Consider the following 19,604-nt stretch of genomic DNA (forward strand, 5'->3'; position numbering starts at 1 on the left):
AAATCTTTTTTGATGAATAAATAAACAATGTTTTTATTTTAAGCAATTTAAATTTTAAATCCGAGCACAGCCAACAAAATGCTACAGATCTCTAAATCAAAAATGAACCATGGGGTTCATTTCTAGCAAATTAGATTTTATTTTTACATTATACGTAAATAAGCCCTGCGAACAGGGCTTATAAAAAACAAATGATTGAGTATTACTGGCGAATTTGACCATCACCAAAGACAACCCATTTTTGAGAAGTCAGACCTTCTAAGCCGACAGGGCCACGTGCATGGATTTTATCGGTTGAGATTCCGATTTCTGCACCTAAGCCATATTCAAAACCATCGGCAAAACGCGTTGATGCATTCACCATCACAGAGCTTGAATCGACGCCTGCCAAGAACTCGCGCGCAATGCTGTAGTTTTCAGTAATAATTGAATCGGTATGATGTGAGCCATATTTATTAATATGTTCAATCGCTTCTTCAACACCAGAAACCACTTTTACTGCCAAAATTGGACCAAGGTATTCTTCGTACCAATCTTCTTCAGAAGCCGAAACTACACTGTTACCTAAAATAGCGCGCACTTGAGGGCAGCCACGTAATTCAACTTGCTTTTCTTTATAGAGTTCAGCAACAAGAGGAAGGAACTCGCTAGCGACTTTTTCATCAACCAATAAGGTTTCCATGGCATTACATACGCCATAACGATGCGTTTTTGCATTTAAGGCAATTGGCAATGCTTTTTGTAAGTCCGCTTGTGCTTCTACAAAGACATGACAATTACCATCCAAATGCTTAATCACAGGTACACGCGCATCATTGGTAATGCGTTCAATCAAACCTTTACCGCCACGAGGCACAATCACATCGACATATTCAGGCATCGTGATAAGTTGACCGACAGCAGCGCGGTCTGCCGTTTGAACCACTTGCACAGCAGCTTCTGGTAAACCTGATACCTTAAGTGCATGTTGAATGGCAGTGGCAATCGCTTTGTTAGATTCAAGTGCTTCAGAACCACCACGCAGGATAATGGCATTTCCTGATTTAAGCGCAAGAGATGCCGCTTCTAAAGTTACATTTGGGCGTGATTCGTAAATCATACCGACCACGCCTAAAGGTACACGCATCTTACCAAGCTGGATACCTGTCGGGCGATACGCCATATCAGTGATTTCACCAATCGGATCTTTTAAGCTGATGACATCTTTTAAGCCATCCAGCATGCCTTTAAAACGTGCGGGGGTAAGTTCTAAGCGATCAAGCAGGGCACTATCCAAATTGTTTTGATGTGCTTTATTCATATCAATTTGGTTGGCAGCTAAAATTTCAGCTTGGCTATTTTCTAAAGCTGTATAAATAGCTGACAATGCATTGTTTTTAGTTTGGGTAGACGCGCGAGCCAATACACGAGATGCTTGACGTGCTTGTTGTCCTACCGTTTGCATATATTGTTCAATAGACTCTTGCATAGCGGTTTGATCACTTAGAAATTTCCTCTTGATATTAACAGTCTACGCCAACACAATGAACCCCAAAGACTAAAAATGATCCATATTCCTACATGGCAAAAAAACATTTTGAAATTGTTTTCTACTTAAAAGCAGATAAGTGGTTGTTGAATCAGTTGCTTGTTAAATGTCCCTCTGTATAGAATGAAACAAGCGACAATGATGTCACATATGAATAACGAATAATGAGCAGGAAACATTGACTTGGGTGGCTGATAAAAACTAAGTCATGAAGCTCTCAAAAACATTCCTTGCATAATAAAAACAAGTAAGGATGGAGGAAAGGAATATGAATTCCATTATCCAAATGGACTACCACACGCTCGACCAACAAGACCACCACAGTTTTTTTGATCTATACGATAGAAATAGCTTTAAACAACCTGTTCGGACAACATGGATCGAGGGTTGGAAAATTGAGTATATGGCGATCGCACGTCCAGATACACTACACATGCGTCCGATGGTGATCATTGGTGGGGCATTCCAAAACTTTAACTCTTATAAGTACTGCGTTGAACAATTGTTTGATGCAGGTCCTATCATTCTGATTGATATGCCGTCTATGGGGGCCAATCAACAAATCAAGAATGCAGAAACAGGGGTTTCAGCAGGTTCTTTAGAACTTGAAGATATTGCATCGATGCTAGGAAAATGGCTGGAAATGATGCAATTGCCGAAGGTTTCTGTGTTGGGGATGTCCTTAGGTTCGGTAGTGGCATCTTGCCTTGCCGATGAGCGTCCTGAATTGGTAGACCGTTTGATTTTAATGGGTGTGATGCAAAAGACCCGTAAAAGTTGGCGGATGCTATTAGAAGAATCTATTGCGCTGATGCGGGAAGGGCGTATGGATGAATTTGGCCAAGCCGTGATTTTATATTTGGTCAATCATGCACGCTTGAAAGATACTCGTATGTCACCGACTGCGAAACGTTTGTTCTTTAAGCAAATGGCTGAGTTTTCAACGGTTGAACAAGACCGTTATGAGGTGAATTGTACACGTCTATTACGCTTGACCAATGTTCCTATTCCGAAGTGTAAGGTACTCGTGGCATGTGGTCAGTATGACAGTTTTACTTTGCCGCATGAAAATGCAAATTTCGCGTTGCAATGCCCAGACATGCAGTATGTACAAATTGCCAATGCGGATCATGTCCCTCAGTTGCAACGCCGTAAAGAAACGATGCATTTATTTGCGACTTTCTTACGTGATGAACCTGTCGATCAATTAGAGGGCATTATTCCATTTACTCGTGAGCAAATGCAGCAGATTGAACGTCGTGGTGAAGAGCGAATTCCAGTTCAAGATCCAGAGCGTTTCTTATCACATCGTCATTCTGATCTTATCTTGCCATCGACCATTGTGGATATTAACTTCTTTGGTGTATTGCTTGAGATGAATGCGGGTGATGCAGAACGTGCTGCCGAATATCCACGGGATATGGCATTGCATCTAGAAGATGAGCAGGGTGAATTTAAGATTGAATGTTTGATCTTTGAACATAATCATCATCAGGTGCGTGCTTTGTTTAAACATGGCAGCTTTGAAATTGCGGAGCGATTAGGTCGCTTTGTCGAACTACAAAAAGCTTTATTGAATGCGGGTCAACTTGTTGAAGCTATTTAATTGGATTCAAAAAAACAGCGTCAAGAGACGCTGTTTTTTTTCGCGGCATGAATCATCCAAACTAAATCACCGAGGTGCTCCTCCGTTTTTGAGTAAGGTTGCTCAGAAAAATAAAGTTTGGGTTGCTTAACCTCTACAATTTGAAAACCTGTATTTTGAAAAAAGTCTTTCAATTCTTGAGGGGATTGGAAGTGAAAAGTAAACGCACTTCGTGACATAAATTTTAGTAATTTACTACAGGTCCAGATAAAGTTTGCCAAACGATTTTTGACAGGCTCAGGATAGATATCGCTTAAGTAATGTAATTCACTAAATTGACTGCCGTATTGATTAATCCCTTTCAGTAAAGTTTCAAGCATCGCTAAATTAAAGTAGTTAATGAGACCTTCACTAATAATCACTAAAGGCTTAGACGGGTCGAACACTGCAAAGACTTGAGCCAATTCCTCACTAAAAATATCTCCTGTTAGCACTTCAGGGGAGGATTCATCAATCATTTTTAAGGCATGTGTTTTGGTCTTTGCCATATCGGGCAGGTCGAGTTCTCGATAATTAATCTCAGGATATTTCTGGCGGAAATTCCAACTCCGAGGAGACAAACCACAAGCAATTTCGAGCACCTGTAAATCAGGGTGAGTTTCAATTAATTCACTTAAATGTTCATCAATCATTTGATGACGTTGTTTTAATGTGGTGCGCATGCTGCCACCGACATTTTTTTCTGCCCAAGACTCAAGAGGATGAACGAGTTTGGCAAGAAATTTACCTTTGGATGTGGCAAATACAGGATGGGAAATCCCCATTTTGTACCAGATATAACCGGTATAGTGAGCGGTAAATGAGATATGTCGATGCTGTGAAAGTTGTTGTGTCATGTCATCCTGACCTTATTGTTGTTTTCTTCATAGTACAAAAGATATCTTAATAAAAAAGGAACACCTTGTCGTGTTCCTTTTTTAAATTCAGATAAACAAATGATTTAATTCAATTCATTTCGAAATGCCAAAATCTTATCGCGGATACTTTGCCACTCAACACCTAAATTTAAGTCAGCGGTAATGGTTAATTCAGGGATTTGACCGCGCATACGTTCTAGACGTTCTTGATTCGGTAGAGGAAGATCTTGAATACCTGTTAATGCTACACATTGTGCAGCACGGTCATTGCAAACTAAGCCCATATCACATCCAGCTTTAAGCGCAGCCTGAATACGTGCATCAGCACCACCTGCAACACATGCCGCTTGCATGCTGAGATCATCAGAAAACAGTACGCCGTCAAAACCAAGTTCTTTGCGTAAAATGTCCTGAATCCAAAATTTAGAGAAGCCCGCAGGGTTTGGATCGACTTGATCATAGATCACGTGTGCAGGCATCAGTGCATCAAGTTGACTTTGCAACTGAATAAAGGTCTGCATGTCTTTTTGACGAATTTCGTCTAGACTGCGTGAATCTACCGCTGCGGCAACATGAGAATCAGCTTTGACTGAACCATGACCTGGGAAATGTTTGCCTGTAGATGCCATACCTGCACGTTTCATGCCTTTTAAAAAGGCACTGGCTAATAGAATAATATCCTGAATATTGGTGGCAAAACTTCGGTCACCGATCACATCGCTAATATCATTTAAATCCAGTACAGGCGCGAAACTAAAGTCAATACCGACAGCTAAGACTTCGCTTGCCATTAACCAACCACATTTTTCAGCTAAATCTAAAGCTCGGGCTTGATCTTGTTGGTAGAGCTCACCAAAACGCCCCATCGCTGGCAGCAAGGTAAAGCCTTGTTTCAGGCGTTGGACACGCCCACCTTCTTGGTCAACTGCAATTAAAATGTCAGGACGAATCTGACGCATATGGTTGGTCAGTGCGCGTACTTGAGCAGGCGACTCGATATTGCGACCAAATAAAATCACGCCACCGACTTGCGGAGCCGCTAATAGTTCAATATCTTCTTGTGTAAGTGTTGTGCCTGCGATGTCGAGCATCAATGCGCCAATCATATGCGGAGTCCGTCTTAGAATTTTCGGGAAAAACAATACCTGAATTTTGCAATGATTTGCTACACTTTGGTAGCACAGAATATGATAAAACTACACGATATAAACATATTAAGTTGTTTAAGATATTGAATCTCTTAAATTCTGATCGAAAAACGACACAGTTAAATTGGTTAAAAGACCAAGGAAGTACGAATTATTTATGAAACTTCAAACATTAGCTTGTGCAGTTGCGATTGCCACAGGCGGCTTATTTTTCACCCACGTAGTTAATGATGCAATCGCAGCAGACAAAGCTGCAGTGGTGAATACTGCGATTCAGCCATCTCAAGAACAAGCATTGGTTTCGCGTCAATTAGCAACTCTTGTCGATCGTCAGCATTATTTAAATCAACGTCTTGATGCTGCAACCTCACAACGTATTTTCGATTTTTATATTGATAGTTTAGACCCTGAACATACTTTATTCCTTGCACCTGAGCTTGAAGATTATAAAAAACGTTTCGGGAGTAACTTCGGTACAAACTTGAAGTCGGGCAACTTGTCTGGTCCATTCGAGATCCATGCACAATATCGTGAGCGTTTAAAGCAGTTCTACAGTTATATGCTTGAAGAGCTGAAAAAGCCGCAGAATTTACATCAGGCAAATGTCTATATCGATACTGATCGTGAAAAAGCGCCGTTTTTCAAAAATGCAGCGGAACAGCGCGAGCATTGGAACAAGATGCTGGTTTCACAGCTGATTAACTTGACTATCAGCAAAGAAGAAGAGAAAGCCAAGCAAAAAGCACTTAAAGACAATCCAGAATTGGCCAATGGTCAAGACTTGGCAGGTCCAGAAGATCTAACGCCTGAGCAAACTTTGACGAAGCGTTATACACGTCAATTAGAACGTTTAAACCGTTTAAAGAGTGATGATGTCCTCGATAAAACCTTAAACGCGATGATGCTCACTTACGATCCACATAGTAACTATTTCCCACCTGTGGATGCGATGGAGCTGAATCGTCAAACGACCTTGCAATTAGAAGGCATTGGGGTGTCGATTCGTCCTGAACGTGGCAACGAAGATTACACCAAGATTGAAACCATTGTCGAAGGTGGACCTGCAAGTAAAACAGGTCAAGTCAAATCAGGTGATCGCATCATTGGTGTCGCGCAAGATGGCGAAAAAATGGTGGATGTGATTGGCTGGCCAAGTAATGAAATCGTCGGTTTGATTCGTGGTAAACGCGGTACAAAAGTGACGATTCGATTGCTCGGAGCTGGTGCCTCTTTAGGACAAGCACGTAATGTCACCATTACCCGTGATGTGATTCAAGAAGAAGATGCCGGTGTACGCAGCCGTACTGTTGATATCGAACGTGATGGTAAAACATATAAATATGGTGTGATTGAAATCCCATCATTCTATTTAAATTATCGCGCGCGCCGTGCAGGTACAGATTATCGCTCGGTGTCTGAAGATACCAATAAGGCACTGAAATCTTTATCGGCACAAAATGTTGCCGGGATTATTGTCGATTTACGTAATAATCCAGGTGGTTCACTTGAAGAAGTTGCTCGTATGCTAGGTCAAGTGATTAAGTCAGGTCCTGTGGTACAGATTCGTGATGGCAATGGTAATGTCAGCGTCTTTGAAGATGATGACGGTGGTGCGCAAACTTACGATGGCCCATTGGCAGTGATGATTAACTTGGCTTCTGCATCAGCAAGTGAAATTTATTCTGCTGCGATTCAGGATTATGAACGAGGTATCGTGATTGGGAGTACAACGACGGGTAAAGGGACGGCACAGGTTCAACTTGATTCCTTAGCTTATGGTCAGGCAACACTGACTCAGCGTAAGTTCTATCGTGTGACCGGTGGTAGTACCCAGAACAAAGGCGTGATTCCAGACATTAAGCTAGTCGACATTTACAATGACGAGTTTGGTGAACGTAAAGCAAAGAATGCGTTGAAGTGGGATACCATTCCAACTGCGCCATTCAAACGTGAAGGTGAGGTGCAAAAATATGTGCCTGATCTCATCAAGTCATCGACGACACGTGTGAGTCTTGATCCTCAATTTAAATATTTAGAATCACGTACTTCATTGATGAAAAAAGCGGAAGATAAAAAGCGTGCGGTCTTGGATTTAACTCAGCGTAAAGCTGAATTATTGGAGATTGAACGTAAAACACTTGAAGCTGAAAACTTACGCCGAGCAGCAACAGGTTTAAAACCTTATGCGAATTGGGAAAGTTATCAGGCGGCTATGGATGCATTGATTGAATCTCGAGCGAAAATGAAAGCAAAAGATCGCCCAGCGTTGCCTGAAGATGAAGCCTTTGTTAAAGAGGCAGCAAATGTGCTTTTAGATTATTCAATTCTGAAAACTAACTCAAAATAATCATAGAATTAATTTGAATGATTCAAAAATCAGTCTGTTTATACAGGCTGATTTTTTTTATTTGTTTTATAACCGTAAATAAAAGTTTAATTGCATCTGTTTAAAGTGTTAGCTGTGTTATGTAAGCCTTGAAAGCTGTGATGTATATCTAATTATTGGGCAGATTTGACAAGTATTAAGATTTGCTAAAATTGAAAAGAATCATAATATATAAGTCATATTTTTATTATTTGTGCGCTGTGTTCTTGAAGAGAACTTAATCTATTCATTATCGGTAAAACTTGATTAAAAAGTTATCTGCTTTTTTGCAGATAAGATCTAAGAAAAAGGTAAGGGTGATGTAGAAGATTATGATCTTGACAGTATTTTAAAACAGTATTGTCCCAAAGCAGCTGGGTCTTTTTTATCGTATAAAAAGGCCTCTACGGAACATATTTATGATTCATATCCATTATGATTTCAGTCTAGTTATAGGTTCAATCGTTGTTGCTTTAGTGACCTGCTTTTTTGCAGTTTCTATTGAACAAATGTTGTTCCGAGGCAACCGACCGAAGTATGAAAAACTCATCTTGGTTGCAAGCGGCATCATTCTAGGCTTGTCTATTTGGTGTATGCACTTTGTAGGGATGACTGCCAGTCATATTCCTACAGAATATCATTTTGACGTTGGTCTTACCTTTACTTCCTATATCATTGCTTTTATTGCATCTACATTTGCTGTTTGGCTTACCACACGACCAACACTGCCATTTGCTCGACTTGTACTCGGTGCTGTACTGATGGGACTTGGAATCTCAGGTATGCACTATACGGGCATGATGGGGATGGTCTTAAAGTCACATTCGGTAAGCTATGACCCAGTGATGACCATTTGTTCGGTATTAATCGCAATTAGTGGAGCTGGTTTAACGTTTTGGATGTCCTTTAAAAATAGGAACATCACGCGCCACAATTTCTGGATTAAAGCGGCAATTGCCTTAATGCTCACCATGACCATTGCGGGTATGCATTATACCGGTATGGCAGGCATGACCTTCCACGCGGTCGATGAAAGCCAAATGGCCCATGGCAATATTTCAAATGATTTATTGTTTGCCATTATTTTCGTAAGTTGTTTGATTCTCGTGGCTGCATTTAGTGTTGCTGTGCTTGAACAACGTCTTGAACATCGTAATCGTCAATTGTCTAAAGCCAATAAAGAACTGGCAAACTTAGCGGTACAAGATAACTTAACCAAATTGCCAAATCGCATGTTCCTCACGGAATATGCACATTTCTTATTTGCTGATCATCGTTATAATCAAGACAAAATTGCATTCTTATATATTGATTTAGACCGCTTTAAAGCAGTCAATGACGTCTTTGGTCACCATGTGGGTGATCAACTTTTAATTCAACTGGCAAACCGTATTCATGGTTTACTCGATGACTATTCAAAACTGCTTCGTATTGGTGGTGATGAATTTTTAATGGTCTTAGAAAAAGCCACTGTTGAAAAGGCATCCGATATTGCTGAACATATTTTAGATTTGATTCAAGACAGCTTTCTTATTGCAGGCAAAGCCATCAATATTTCAGGAAGTATTGGGATTGCGATGTATCCTGAACATGGTAACAATGTTCAAGACTTGATGATCAATGCAGATGCTGCAATGCTGACCTCGAAACACCAAGGTCGAAATACCTACTCGGTCTTTAATTTCACTGAGGATCAGCATGAGTCTAAGAGCCAGACCAAACTGATTAATGATCTTTATAAAGCGGTCGAAGAGCAGCAATTTGTACTCTATTATCAACCTAAATTTACTACATCAGATCGACAAATTTGTGGGGTTGAAGCGCTGATTCGTTGGCGTCATCCTGTGATGGGCTTACTTGCGCCGAATATGTTTATTCGAGGTGCAGAGAAAACAGGCCTGATAATTCAGATGGGGTATTGGGCACTTGAACAAGCGTGCAAACAAATTCAAATTTGGGAACGTGAAGGCGATGGTCCATTCCCAATTGCTGTGAATTTATCTGCAGTCCAATTTGAACATAAACATCTGTTTAAAATTTTAGAAGACTTATTTGATAAATATAAAATTCATCCACATCACTTGATGATTGAGATTACTGAATCAACGGCTATGCATCACATTGAATCGAGTGTACGTAACTTAGAACGCTTACGTGATATGGGGATTCAGCTTGCGATTGATGATTTTGGTACGGGGCATTCAAGTTTCCTTTATTTGAAAAATCTCCCTGTTGATGAACTCAAAATTGATAAAGAGTTTATTGAAGATCTAACTTCTGGCTCGAAAGAAGAAATGATTCTGGAAAGTATTATTCACTTGGCAATCAATTTAGGCCTTAAAGTGACAGCAGAAGGCGTTGAAACCCAGTTACAGGCAGATATTTTGACACGACTAGGTTGTCAGCAATTACAAGGTTATTTATTGGGGCGTCCAATGGATATTGAGCAACTTGAATCGCAAATTTTTGTCTCTTAAGTAGCAAAAGCTCGATCAAAAAGCACAGTTTATACTGTGCTTTTTTATTCTAAATTCATGAGTAATTCAGTCATACAGATGCAGCTTAAAAGGCATTCTTGCTGAATGATCTATACATAAACGGTACCAGATTTCTGCTACAATATCGCCAATTTTTCATATTGATCAATTTGATCTTTTGCGCTGTGGTATCTGCAGTAGGTATTTTCCATGAGTTTTAAACAAGAGTTAGCGGCGCAGGTCGCTCAGCGACGCACATTCGCGATTATTTCCCACCCCGATGCGGGTAAAACGACCATGACAGAGAAATTGCTGTTATGGGGTCAAGCTATTCAGGTTGCGGGTATGGTAAAAAGCCGTAAATCTGATCGTGCTGCGACATCGGACTGGATGGAAATGGAAAAAGAACGTGGGATTTCGATTACCACGTCTGTGATGCAGTTCCCGTTCAAAGACAAGATGATCAACTTACTCGATACCCCGGGGCATGAAGACTTCTCTGAAGATACTTATCGTACTTTGACTGCGGTTGACTCAGCACTTATGGTGATTGATGGTGCAAAAGGTGTCGAAGAACGTACCATTAAATTGATGGAAGTGTGTCGTATGCGCGATACACCCATCATTTCTTTCGTCAACAAAATGGACCGTGAAATCCGTGAGCCTTTAGAGCTTTTGGATGAAATTGAAAACGTTTTAAAAATTAAATGTGTTCCTATTACATGGCCGCTCGGTACAGGTCGTGACTTTGCGGGTGTATATAACTTACTCGAAGAAAAATTCTACGTCTATAAAGCAGGTTTTGGTTCAGTCATCACTGATATTGAAGTACGTGATGGTTATGACCATGCAGACCTTCGTGAAAAGGTAGGTGATTTGGCTTGGGCTGCCTTTGAAGAATCTCTTGAATTGGTACAAATGGCAAATGAGCCATTAGATCCTGCTGAATTCCTTGCGGGTCGTCAAACACCAGTGCTGTTTGGTACGGCTTTGGGTAACTTTGGTGTCGATCATGTTCTAGATGCATTTAGCCAATATGCACCTGCACCTAAAGCACATCCGACACATGACCGTAAGGTTGAATCGACAGAAGAAGGCTTTACTGGCTTCGTATTTAAAATTCAAGCCAATATGGATCCGAAACACCGTGACCGTATTGCGTTCATGCGAATCTGTTCAGGTAAGTACGAAAAAGGTTTGAAAATGAAACATGTACGTCTAGGTAAAGACGTGCGTATTTCAGATGCTTTGACTTTCTTGGCAGGTGACCGTCAACACCTTGAAGAAGCATGGCCAGGTGACATTATCGGTTTGCATAACCACGGTACGATTCAAATTGGTGATACGTTTACTTCAGGTGAAGATCTCCACTTCACGGGTATTCCACACTTTGCGCCAGAAATGTTCCGCCGTGTGCGTCTGAAAGATCCACTAAAATCTAAACAGTTGCAAAAAGGTCTGAAAGAACTTTCAGAAGAAGGAGCAACTCAGGTATTCATGCCACAACACAATAATGATTTGATTGTGGGTGCTGTTGGTGTGCTTCAGTTTGAAGTCGTTGCGTACCGTTTGAAAGAAGAATACAAAGTTGACTGTGTGTACGAGCCAGTGAACATCAATACCGTACGTTGGGTGTCATGTGATGACGAGAAGAAATTCAATGAATTTAAGAAAAAAGCGCATGATCAGTTGTCTGTCGATGGTGGTGGTCATTTGACTTATCTTGCACCAAGCCGTGTCAATTTACAGCTTATGCAAGAACGTTACCCTGATATTGTATTCCGTAATACACGTGAACATTAATTCTTGAGTTTTCAATCAAACAGCTTCTTCGGAAGCTGTTTTGTTTTATGCTACATTCAGATTGGATTTTAAAAGTAACGGCTATCATGAAAAAATATTATAGGGATATTTGGGTTTATTCAGTTTTAAGTCTTAGCCTAGGACTTATTGCCTGTGATTCGAACAAAAATGATGTGAAAGATCAGCCACAACCTCAACAAAAACAAGAAACGCCAAAAATCGCTGAAGCTGAAAAAGCCGATGTCTTACCGTATTTAAATATTCAAGAGCAGCCTGCAAAAATAGCTTTACCATTTTGCGAACGTAAAAATTGTATTGATGTCGATATTCAAACATTAGCTACAGTTGACCCATGGATCAATCAGTGGATTGCCAAGCATCAGTCGAAAGTGATTCAAGATCAGATTGATATGAAGCAAGATTTAACCCTGCAACAAGCAGTAAATGCCTATGTAAAAAAGTCTGATCAATGGCAAGAACAATTATTGAAGTTAAATAAAGCCTATCAACTTGAACTGTATACCCGCATTCCGTATCAACGAAATGACTATGTATTGATGCAAATTGGGATCAACTCAGATCAAGAAGGGGTCAAAGTCAAAGACCGCTATTATTTCTTTGTATCAGATCGCCGTCAGCAAAAAACGTTAAGCTTGCTGGATGTGATTCAACCGAAACAGCAGAGCAAAATGGATGAGATAGTGCAGCAAGCTTATCAAAAGTGGTTGAAGGATAGTGATGCTGCAGTGAGCTTAAAAGCACCAAAGAAAATCCATTGGGGACAAGCAGATTGGTTTTTTGATCAGCAAGGGATTGGTGTGCATTATCATGGCGATAAGATCGTTGCAAATGCCAAACAATTGGATATTTTCTTAAGTAAAGAACAAACACAACAGGTGTTGAAAGCTGAAATTTATCAGCATATGTTTTAAGTCTTGAGACACAAATGATTTTGTCAGACATGACAACAAGAAGGTTAATGAATGCAACATTATAAAAAACTATTTGGTTTATCCGTATTGGCATCAGCTTTAATGCTGAGTGCTTGCCAGCCGAAAAAAACTGAACCCGAGCAATCAGCTGCATCTGAAGTACAAGCAGAAGTCGAACAGTTGAAACTGACTGGTAATAATCAAAAGTTAAAATTGGTTTTAACCGATTGTGATGGGAAAAATTGTCCAGAGATTAATATTGAGCGTTTAAACAGTAATCAAGCGTTTATTGATCAATTCATAGATGAAAAGATTGTCTTGATTATGCAGACCATTTTATCTCCTGATGCGCTTGCGCAAGTTCAAGTGGAGAAAAAGTCTGATCAGGAAGCGAGTAGCGCTTCTGAGGCAACTCTTGCTGCCGTAGAAACACCAAAACAAAAATTAGAACAACAAGTTCAGCCCTATATCGAAAGTTTACTGAAATTAGATCAGGAGCTTAAACAACTCAGTGCCAATCATAGTATTAGTGTGATGATTAGCCCAAAAATCCTAAATGCAGATCAACCGCTGGCAACCGTTGTTATGAATAGTAGTCAGTATTTGGGTGGGGCACATGGCTCTTCAGCACAAAGCTATTACAATTTTGATTTAGAAACTAAAAAACTGGTTCAGTTGGATGATATTTTGGCTGCAAAACAGAAAGCTAATTTACAAGCCAAAGCGTATGAAGCATTTAAAAATTGGGTCATTGACTCAAAGCTTGCAACGGATGTAGCTGAATATGAACAAGCATGGAAATTCAGCCTAACGGATAATTTTTATCTTTCCAAACAAGGTTTAGTCTTACAATATGCTGAATATGAAATTGGTCCTTATGTTGTAGGCTTACCACGTTTGGTGATTCCTTATGATCAGCTTCAAGGAATATTAAAACCGCAATATTTGCCACAAGAAGCTCAAGCTGCATCTGAAACCAAGCCAGCATCTACAAAATAATGTCGATCAAACTGTTTGATACTCATACTCATTTTGATGTTCCCGATTTTGATCACGATCGGGAACAACTCGCATTTGCTGCCAAGCAAGTTGGCGTGGAGGCTTTGGTACTGATTGGTTTTCTAGAGAGCCGCTTTAAAGATTTGCTCAAGACACATGAATTTTTAAATCAGTTGAATGAGGCGCCACGAAGTTTTTTAGCTCCAGGCTTGCATCCATTTTATATTGAGCAACATCAAACCTCACATTTGGATACGTTGGAAACATTTCTACAAAGTTATCCTTGTATTGCCATTGGTGAAATCGGTTTAGACACCTTTTTAAAGCAGCATAAACAACCTGAATTATTACAAAAACAAAAAGACTTCTTTGCGGCTCAAATAGAGATGGCAAAGCAATTTGATAAACCCATTTTGCTGCATATTCGTAAGTCGCATGCCGATGTACTGAAAATGCTCAAAGCACATAAATTTGAAAATGGCGGTATCGCACATGCATTTGGTGGAGGTGTAGAAGAAGCCAAAGCCTTTATTAAACTGGGTTTTAAAATTGGGATTACAGGTCAAATCACCAATCCGAATGCGCGGAAGCTTCATCAAGTGGTGGAAGCGGTCGGCGCTGAACATTTGGTGATTGAGACTGATTGTCCAGATATGACACCACTTTGTTGTCAATCATCAACAGAACATCGGACGCGTAATACGCCTGTGAATTTGCCCTATGTTTTAGATGCATTAGCAGTGCAATTAAAGTGTGATAGAGCACTTCTAGCCGAGCGGCTATGGACAAATACATTGGATGCTCTAAGGCTGCAAGAATTCAGACGCTAACTGGTGTTCTACTATGTGCGTGTCCATTCATCAAGCCCGAAAAAAAGATGCATTATGCAATTTCTAAAATGCGCTAGACTTGGCATCATGCACATATACTATTTTAAGTGAGATTCACATGGCACAAGGACTTTTGGCGGGTAAGCGCTTTTTAATCGCGGGTATTGCAAGTAAATTGTCGATTGCTTTCGGTATTGCTCAAGCTTTACATCGTGAAGGTGCAGAACTGGCTTTTACTTATCCAAATGAGAAACTAAAAAAACGTGTTGATGATTTTGCAGCACAATTTGGTTCTGAACTCGTGTTTCCATGTGACGTTGCTGTTGATGCAGAAATTGAACAAGCCTTTACTGAACTAGCTCAGCATTGGGATGGTTTGGATGGTGTTGTGCATTCAATTGGTTTTGCACCTGCACATACCCTAGATGGTGATTTCACCGCTGTGACTGATCGTGAAGGTTTTAAAATTGCCCATGACATCAGTGCTTATAGTTTTATTGCAATGGCACGTGCGGCAAAACCATTATTGGCGGTACGCCAAGGCTGTTTACTGACGTTGACTTATCAAGGTTCAGAACGTGTTATGCCGAACTACAACGTGATGGGTTTGGCTAAAGCATCATTGGAAGCGGGTGTCCGTTACTTAGCATCGAGTTTGGGTGCTGAAGGTATTCGCGTAAATGCAATCTCAGCGGGTCCAATTCGCACGTTGGCGGCATCAGGTATTAAATCATTCCGTAAAATGCTCGACCTTAATGAAAAAGTTGCACCACTTAAACGTAATGTAACGATTGAAGATGTGGGTAATGCAGCATTATTCCTATGCTCACCTTGGGCAAATGGCATTACAGGTGAAATTCTATATGTTGATGCCGGTTATAACACTGTCGGCATGAGCGCTGAATTGATGTTGGATGCTGAGTAAGAAAAAAGCTCCCTCCTTTGGTAAAGGAGGGCTGGGGAGGATTAGTTTAAATCCCTCCTAACCTCCCTTTCACAAAGGGAGGAACTTATGGCATATAAAAAAAGACCGCAATAGCGGTCTTTTTTTATAAGAACATCAAAGCGATTAAGCTTGACCTTCCGCTGCAGCCGCTTGTGCACGTTGCATGTTTGCTTCAAATTCAGCATCAAAGTTGATTGGAGTAAGAAGCAATTGTGGGAAGCTACCTTTAGTGACCATGTCATTCACCGCTTCACGAAGGAATGGGAACAAAATGTTCGGGCAGTATGCACCAAGGATGTAAGGAAGACGTTCTTCTTCAACGCCATCAATCAGGAAGATACCTGCTTGAGTCACGTCTACGATAAACGCTGTATCACCTTCATTGCTCGCTTGAACAACAACTTTTAAAGCCACTTCAAAATGAGAATCATCAATTTTTTCTGCAGAAGAAGAAAGGTTGATGTTTAACTCAGGTTGCCATTGCTTAGTAAAAACTTGCGCCCCAGGTACTTCAAACGAAATATCTTTAGTATAAATACGCTCTAATGCCAATTGTGGCTGAGCTTGTTGTTCTTCACTCATTCTTTATTCCTTAATATGAGGTGATCAATAAAAAATTATGCCAACAATTGGTCAAGTTTGCCTTCACGCTCTAAAGCATAAAGTTGGTCAAAACCACCAATAAATTGATCATTAATAAAAATTTGTGGCACTGTACGATGATTTGTACGTTGCATTAAATCTAAACGAACTTGTGGGTCTTCGTTCGATAGGTTTACTTCTGTATAAGCCACACCTTTACGCTCGAGGAGCTGTTTTGCACGGATGCAGTAAGGGCATACAGTTGTTGAGTAAATCTTCACTTCAGCCATGTTCAATCTCCAGTCGCTGATTATTTGCTTTTTACCAAAGGTAAACCTTGAGCCTTCCAGTTACTGATCCCACCATCAAGGCGGTATGCATCGGCATGACCAACTTGTTGTAATGCAGAACCTGCAACTTGACCAAGATTGCAAATGAACACCAATGGGCGGTCAGATGCTTTAAGTTCGTCGACATGCTTAGCAATTTGGCTATATGGAATGTTACGGCTACCGCTTACATGACCTTCGCGGAAATCTTTCGCATCACGAAGGTCAATCAACATCGCATTTTTAGCTTTCACTAAAATACCCAGTGATTGCGGAGAAATTTTACGACCGTTACGTTGACCTTCGATTAAGAAGAATAAAACCACGAGTACCGCAAGTGCGCCAAACAAGAAGGGATGATTCCCCATAAACTCGAACCAACGTTCCACAATTCACCTAATTACAATTTTAAAATTTCCAAGAGTATAGCTCATAAATATGGTGATCAAAATCACTGCTTCAAGGGCTAGGGTTTAAGAAAATTAAATTTTTTGCTGTGCTTCAGTAATTTCATCAATTAAACGTAAATAACTGTCCAAACGACGCTGTAAAATTTCACCATTTTGTGCAGCTAAACGTAGTGCACATTGTTTTTCATGTTTATGTGTACAGTTACGGAATTGGCAGTGTCCCAAAAGATTTTCAATTTCAGGGAAACCAGTTTGTACTTTATCTAAGGTTAAATGCCATAAACCAAATTCACGAATTCCGGGTGAGTCAATCAGCGCTGCATCTTCACCAAAGCCAATTAATCGAGTAGATGTCGTGGTGTGCTGACCCAGTGCAGAGTTTTCAGAAATTACATTGGTTTTCTGAGCTGCATTTGGAACAATCGCATTAATCAAGGTGCTTTTACCTACACCAGATTGACCAACGAAGGCTACGGTTTCATGTTCTAAGCGTTCTGACAAAGCACTTAAATCACCATTGGATTGAGTTTGAATCACTTCGTAGCCCAAATCACGATATTCTTGTAATAAATCAAGAATTGGATCATTTTCTTTGAGTAAGTCAGATTTATTGAGCACTAATAAAGCAGGGATATCGGCATCTGCACATGCCACCAAATAACGGTCAATGAGACCAGGCGCAGGTTCAGGTAAGGGTGCAAATACAATCACAATTAAAGAGACATTAGCTGCCACAGGTTTGACTTTATGATAGCGGTCAGGACGTGTCAGTAAGGATTTACGTGGATGAATGGCGGTAATAATACCAAGTCCAGTATTTGGATCGGCTTGCCATTTCACACGGTCACCTGTGACCAAAAGATCTAAATTGGTCCGGGTATGACAGCGCCAAACACTGCCAAGTTCAATCGGTTTCCAAAAAGGCTCAGGTTCACCTTCAGTCACAACAGGTTTTTCAGGATGAATTTCTGGCGTGGAAAGCGTTTGCACTTCAAGCTGACGACCATAATGTTGAACGACCAAACCTTCTAAATCTTGCGAGGTGTCGATCACTTCTTGACGTGTTTTTTGCTGTTTCTGAATACGACGTTGTTGTTGTTCAGTTAAACGACGTTTACGTATTAAAGCCATTCAAATCCTAAAAAACCATGGGAGCTAGATGGCAAAAATAGCATGAAGCAGGGGGGAATTACAGCATCACATCAATTAATTTGCTACTATAAATGTTTTACAGCCTAATAAGATTGCACATTTATGAGCAGCACACCTGATACCCGCCTAATTTGGATTGACCTTGAAATGACAGGTCTAGATACAGATAACGACCAAATTATTGAAGTTGCAACGATTGTGACGGACGATAACTTGAATATTCTGGCGGAAGGTCCTGTGCTTGCAGTTCATCAATCTGATCGCGTACTTAATGCGATGGACGAATGGAATACGCGTCAACATGGTCAGTCGGGTCTGATTGAACGTGTTCGTCGTAGTAAATTGACTGCGCGTGATGCAGAACTACAAACACTTGAATTTTTGAAGAAATGGGTTAATCCAAAAGCATCACCGATGTGTGGTAACTCGATTTGCCAAGACCGTCGTTTCTTGCACCGTTTAATGCCTGAAATGGAACAATTCTTCCATTACCGTAACTTGGATGTGTCATCGATTAAAGAACTTGCGAAACGCTGGCGTCCAGAAATCATGAGCGGTTTAAAGAAAAATGCATCACACTTAGCGATGGATGATATCCGTGATTCGATTGCTGAATTGAAATATTACCGTGAATATTTCTTTATTATGAATCAGGACTAAGTTCTGAATTTTAAAAGAGAGGCTTAACGCCTCTTTTTTATTGTGTGGAACTTTTAAATGCCCATTTTCAAACCGTTATTTTAGATCTGCTTTTAGCAAGGCAAAAACCGCATGAGTTTGTTAAAATAGCGCCTTGTTTAATGATACCTACACTTGTTATGACCGAACTTCTTCAAGATGATGAATATGACCGCCGTTTTGCTGGTGTTGCCAAAATTTATGGTGAAGACAGTTTTAGTCATTATGAAAAAAGCCATGTCATGGTCATCGGTATTGGCGGTGTAGGGTCATGGGCGGTTGAAGCACTGGCACGTACCGGTGTTGGTGAGCTGACTATGGTGGATATGGATGTCGTTGCGGCATCGAATATCAATCGTCAATTACCCGCAATGTCTACGACTTTAGGACATGAAAAAATTGAAGTTATGGCAGAGCGATGCCGTGCCATCAATCCACGTATTAAAATTAATTTGATTGATGACTATCTGACACCTGAAAATGTTAAAGAGGTATTGGCGGGCAATCCTGATATTATTTTAGATTGCATTGATGATGTAAAAGCCAAATTTGCGTTGATGTTACATTGCCGGTTTAACAAGATCCCATTGATTGTGTCTGGTGGTGCTGGCGGTAAGTTAGATCCATTAAAAATCCGAGTTGCAGATTTATCAAGAACTGAACAAGACCCTATGCTTGCTAAATTGCGTGCACAGCTGCGTAGTAAAGGTATTTGCAAAAAGCCAAAAGAGAAATTTGGGATTACATGTGTATATTCAATTGATAATCCGTTCTCGAGTGCAGATGTATGCCCAAGTGCAGGATTGCGTTGTGGCGGCTATGGGTCGGCCGTGGTAGTGACCTCAAGTTTTGCGATGGTTGCCGTTTCAGAAGTGTTAAAGAAACTCGATGCCAAACGGGCCAAAGTCTAACTTACAAAATTA

At 40.4% G+C, this 19,604-nt stretch carries 17 protein-coding genes; 10 read left to right on the forward strand and 7 right to left on the reverse strand.

Going from position 1 to position 19,604, the window contains the following annotated elements; all coding sequences use genetic code 11:
* Positions 1-202: 202 nt before the first annotated feature.
* On the reverse strand, positions 203-1,468 hold the full coding sequence (locus A3K93_RS01670; protein WP_067728343.1) for a glutamate-5-semialdehyde dehydrogenase: 1,266 nt from the start codon (positions 1,466-1,468) through the stop codon (positions 203-205).
* Positions 1,469-1,796: 328 nt separating this feature from the next.
* Between A3K93_RS01670 and A3K93_RS01675 the strand changes: the two genes are divergently transcribed.
* Positions 1,797-3,134 carry an alpha/beta fold hydrolase gene (locus A3K93_RS01675; RefSeq protein ID WP_067728345.1) on the forward strand — a complete coding sequence of 446 codons (1,338 nt, stop codon included), beginning with the start codon at positions 1,797-1,799 and terminating at the stop codon, positions 3,132-3,134.
* A 20-nt stretch (positions 3,135-3,154) separates the two neighbouring features.
* On the opposite strand, the gene A3K93_RS01680 is transcribed toward A3K93_RS01675, so the two are convergent.
* On the reverse strand, positions 3,155-4,009 hold the full coding sequence (locus A3K93_RS01680) for a class I SAM-dependent methyltransferase (RefSeq protein WP_067728347.1): 855 nt from the start codon (positions 4,007-4,009) through the stop codon (positions 3,155-3,157).
* Positions 4,010-4,113: 104 nt separating this feature from the next.
* A complete protein-coding gene (gene nagZ / locus A3K93_RS01685) occupies positions 4,114-5,136 on the reverse strand; it encodes a beta-N-acetylhexosaminidase (protein WP_067728349.1) in 1,023 nt (340 codons plus the stop codon).
* 199 nt (positions 5,137-5,335) lie between these two features.
* Between nagZ and A3K93_RS01690 the strand changes: the two genes are divergently transcribed.
* The 7 genes from A3K93_RS01690 to A3K93_RS01720 all read left to right on the forward strand — a co-directional run bounded on the left by A3K93_RS01690 (position 5,336) and on the right by A3K93_RS01720 (position 15,509).
* Positions 5,336-7,525, forward strand: a complete 2,190-nt coding sequence (locus A3K93_RS01690) for a carboxy terminal-processing peptidase (protein ID WP_067728351.1) — start codon at positions 5,336-5,338, stop codon at positions 7,523-7,525.
* A 437-nt stretch (positions 7,526-7,962) separates the two neighbouring features.
* On the forward strand, positions 7,963-10,020 hold the full coding sequence (locus A3K93_RS01695) for a bifunctional diguanylate cyclase/phosphodiesterase (RefSeq protein ID WP_067728354.1): 2,058 nt from the start codon (positions 7,963-7,965) through the stop codon (positions 10,018-10,020).
* A 210-nt stretch (positions 10,021-10,230) separates the two neighbouring features.
* On the forward strand, positions 10,231-11,823 hold the full coding sequence (locus tag A3K93_RS01700) for a peptide chain release factor 3 (protein ID WP_067728356.1): 1,593 nt from the start codon (positions 10,231-10,233) through the stop codon (positions 11,821-11,823).
* Positions 11,824-11,909: 86 nt separating this feature from the next.
* Positions 11,910-12,755, forward strand: a complete 846-nt coding sequence (locus A3K93_RS01705) for a hypothetical protein (protein ID WP_067731640.1) — start codon at positions 11,910-11,912, stop codon at positions 12,753-12,755.
* A 51-nt stretch (positions 12,756-12,806) separates the two neighbouring features.
* Entirely contained in the window at positions 12,807-13,754 is a 948-nt protein-coding gene (locus A3K93_RS01710) for an RsiV family protein (RefSeq protein ID WP_067728358.1), read from the forward strand.
* The gene (locus A3K93_RS01715) at positions 13,754-14,584 is read left to right on the forward strand and encodes a TatD family hydrolase (protein ID WP_067728360.1); all 831 of its coding nucleotides are present in this window, start codon (positions 13,754-13,756) and stop codon (positions 14,582-14,584) included. The genes A3K93_RS01710 and A3K93_RS01715 overlap by 1 nt, the downstream gene beginning before the upstream one ends.
* 118 nt (positions 14,585-14,702) lie before the next feature.
* Positions 14,703-15,509, forward strand: coding sequence for an enoyl-ACP reductase FabI (locus A3K93_RS01720; protein WP_067728362.1), 807 nt, complete (start codon positions 14,703-14,705; stop codon positions 15,507-15,509).
* Between the two features lie 144 nt (positions 15,510-15,653).
* Here the strand turns inward: A3K93_RS01720 and secB are convergent, their stop codons facing one another.
* The 4 genes from secB to rsgA all read right to left on the reverse strand — a co-directional run bounded on the left by secB (position 15,654) and on the right by rsgA (position 17,982).
* Positions 15,654-16,112 (reverse strand): protein-export chaperone SecB, encoded by a 459-nt coding sequence (gene secB / locus A3K93_RS01725; protein ID WP_067728364.1) that lies wholly within the window; start codon positions 16,110-16,112, stop codon positions 15,654-15,656.
* A gap of 35 nt (positions 16,113-16,147) precedes the next feature.
* On the reverse strand, positions 16,148-16,402 hold the full coding sequence (gene grxC, locus A3K93_RS01730) for a glutaredoxin 3 (protein ID WP_067728366.1): 255 nt from the start codon (positions 16,400-16,402) through the stop codon (positions 16,148-16,150).
* A gap of 20 nt (positions 16,403-16,422) precedes the next feature.
* On the reverse strand, positions 16,423-16,830 hold the full coding sequence (locus tag A3K93_RS01735; protein WP_067728368.1) for a rhodanese-like domain-containing protein: 408 nt from the start codon (positions 16,828-16,830) through the stop codon (positions 16,423-16,425).
* 93 nt (positions 16,831-16,923) lie between these two features.
* Positions 16,924-17,982 (reverse strand): ribosome small subunit-dependent GTPase A, encoded by a 1,059-nt coding sequence (gene rsgA / locus A3K93_RS01740; protein WP_067728370.1) that lies wholly within the window; start codon positions 17,980-17,982, stop codon positions 16,924-16,926.
* A 123-nt stretch (positions 17,983-18,105) separates the two neighbouring features.
* On the opposite strand from rsgA, the gene orn reads away from it, so the two are divergent.
* Both orn and A3K93_RS01750 read left to right on the forward strand, forming a co-directional pair.
* Positions 18,106-18,663, forward strand: a complete 558-nt coding sequence (gene orn, locus A3K93_RS01745; protein ID WP_067728373.1) for an oligoribonuclease — start codon at positions 18,106-18,108, stop codon at positions 18,661-18,663.
* A gap of 158 nt (positions 18,664-18,821) precedes the next feature.
* Positions 18,822-19,592, forward strand: coding sequence for a tRNA threonylcarbamoyladenosine dehydratase (locus A3K93_RS01750; protein ID WP_067731641.1), 771 nt, complete (start codon positions 18,822-18,824; stop codon positions 19,590-19,592).
* Positions 19,593-19,604: the final 12 nt, after the last annotated feature.

The organism is Acinetobacter sp. NCu2D-2 (assembly GCF_001647675.1).
Classification (GTDB): domain Bacteria; phylum Pseudomonadota; class Gammaproteobacteria; order Pseudomonadales; family Moraxellaceae; genus Acinetobacter.

Coding starts and splice junctions, on each gene's coding strand:
- A3K93_RS01670 (WP_067728343.1), bottom strand. CDS start 1,468: ATGCAAGAGTCTATTGAACAATATATGCAAACGGTAGGACAACAAGCA.
- A3K93_RS01675 (WP_067728345.1), top strand. CDS start 1,797: ATGAATTCCATTATCCAAATGGACTACCACACGCTCGACCAACAAGAC.
- A3K93_RS01680 (WP_067728347.1), bottom strand. CDS start 4,009: ATGACACAACAACTTTCACAGCATCGACATATCTCATTTACCGCTCAC.
- nagZ (WP_067728349.1), bottom strand. CDS start 5,136: ATGATTGGCGCATTGATGCTCGACATCGCAGGCACAACACTTACACAA.
- A3K93_RS01690 (WP_067728351.1), top strand. CDS start 5,336: ATGAAACTTCAAACATTAGCTTGTGCAGTTGCGATTGCCACAGGCGGC.
- A3K93_RS01695 (WP_067728354.1), top strand. CDS start 7,963: ATGATTCATATCCATTATGATTTCAGTCTAGTTATAGGTTCAATCGTT.
- A3K93_RS01700 (WP_067728356.1), top strand. CDS start 10,231: ATGAGTTTTAAACAAGAGTTAGCGGCGCAGGTCGCTCAGCGACGCACA.
- A3K93_RS01705 (WP_067731640.1), top strand. CDS start 11,910: ATGAAAAAATATTATAGGGATATTTGGGTTTATTCAGTTTTAAGTCTT.
- A3K93_RS01710 (WP_067728358.1), top strand. CDS start 12,807: ATGCAACATTATAAAAAACTATTTGGTTTATCCGTATTGGCATCAGCT.
- A3K93_RS01715 (WP_067728360.1), top strand. CDS start 13,754: ATGTCGATCAAACTGTTTGATACTCATACTCATTTTGATGTTCCCGAT.
- A3K93_RS01720 (WP_067728362.1), top strand. CDS start 14,703: ATGGCACAAGGACTTTTGGCGGGTAAGCGCTTTTTAATCGCGGGTATT.
- secB (WP_067728364.1), bottom strand. CDS start 16,112: ATGAGTGAAGAACAACAAGCTCAGCCACAATTGGCATTAGAGCGTATT.
- grxC (WP_067728366.1), bottom strand. CDS start 16,402: ATGGCTGAAGTGAAGATTTACTCAACAACTGTATGCCCTTACTGCATC.
- rsgA (WP_067728370.1), bottom strand. CDS start 17,982: ATGGCTTTAATACGTAAACGTCGTTTAACTGAACAACAACAACGTCGT.
- orn (WP_067728373.1), top strand. CDS start 18,106: ATGAGCAGCACACCTGATACCCGCCTAATTTGGATTGACCTTGAAATG.
- A3K93_RS01750 (WP_067731641.1), top strand. CDS start 18,822: ATGACCGAACTTCTTCAAGATGATGAATATGACCGCCGTTTTGCTGGT.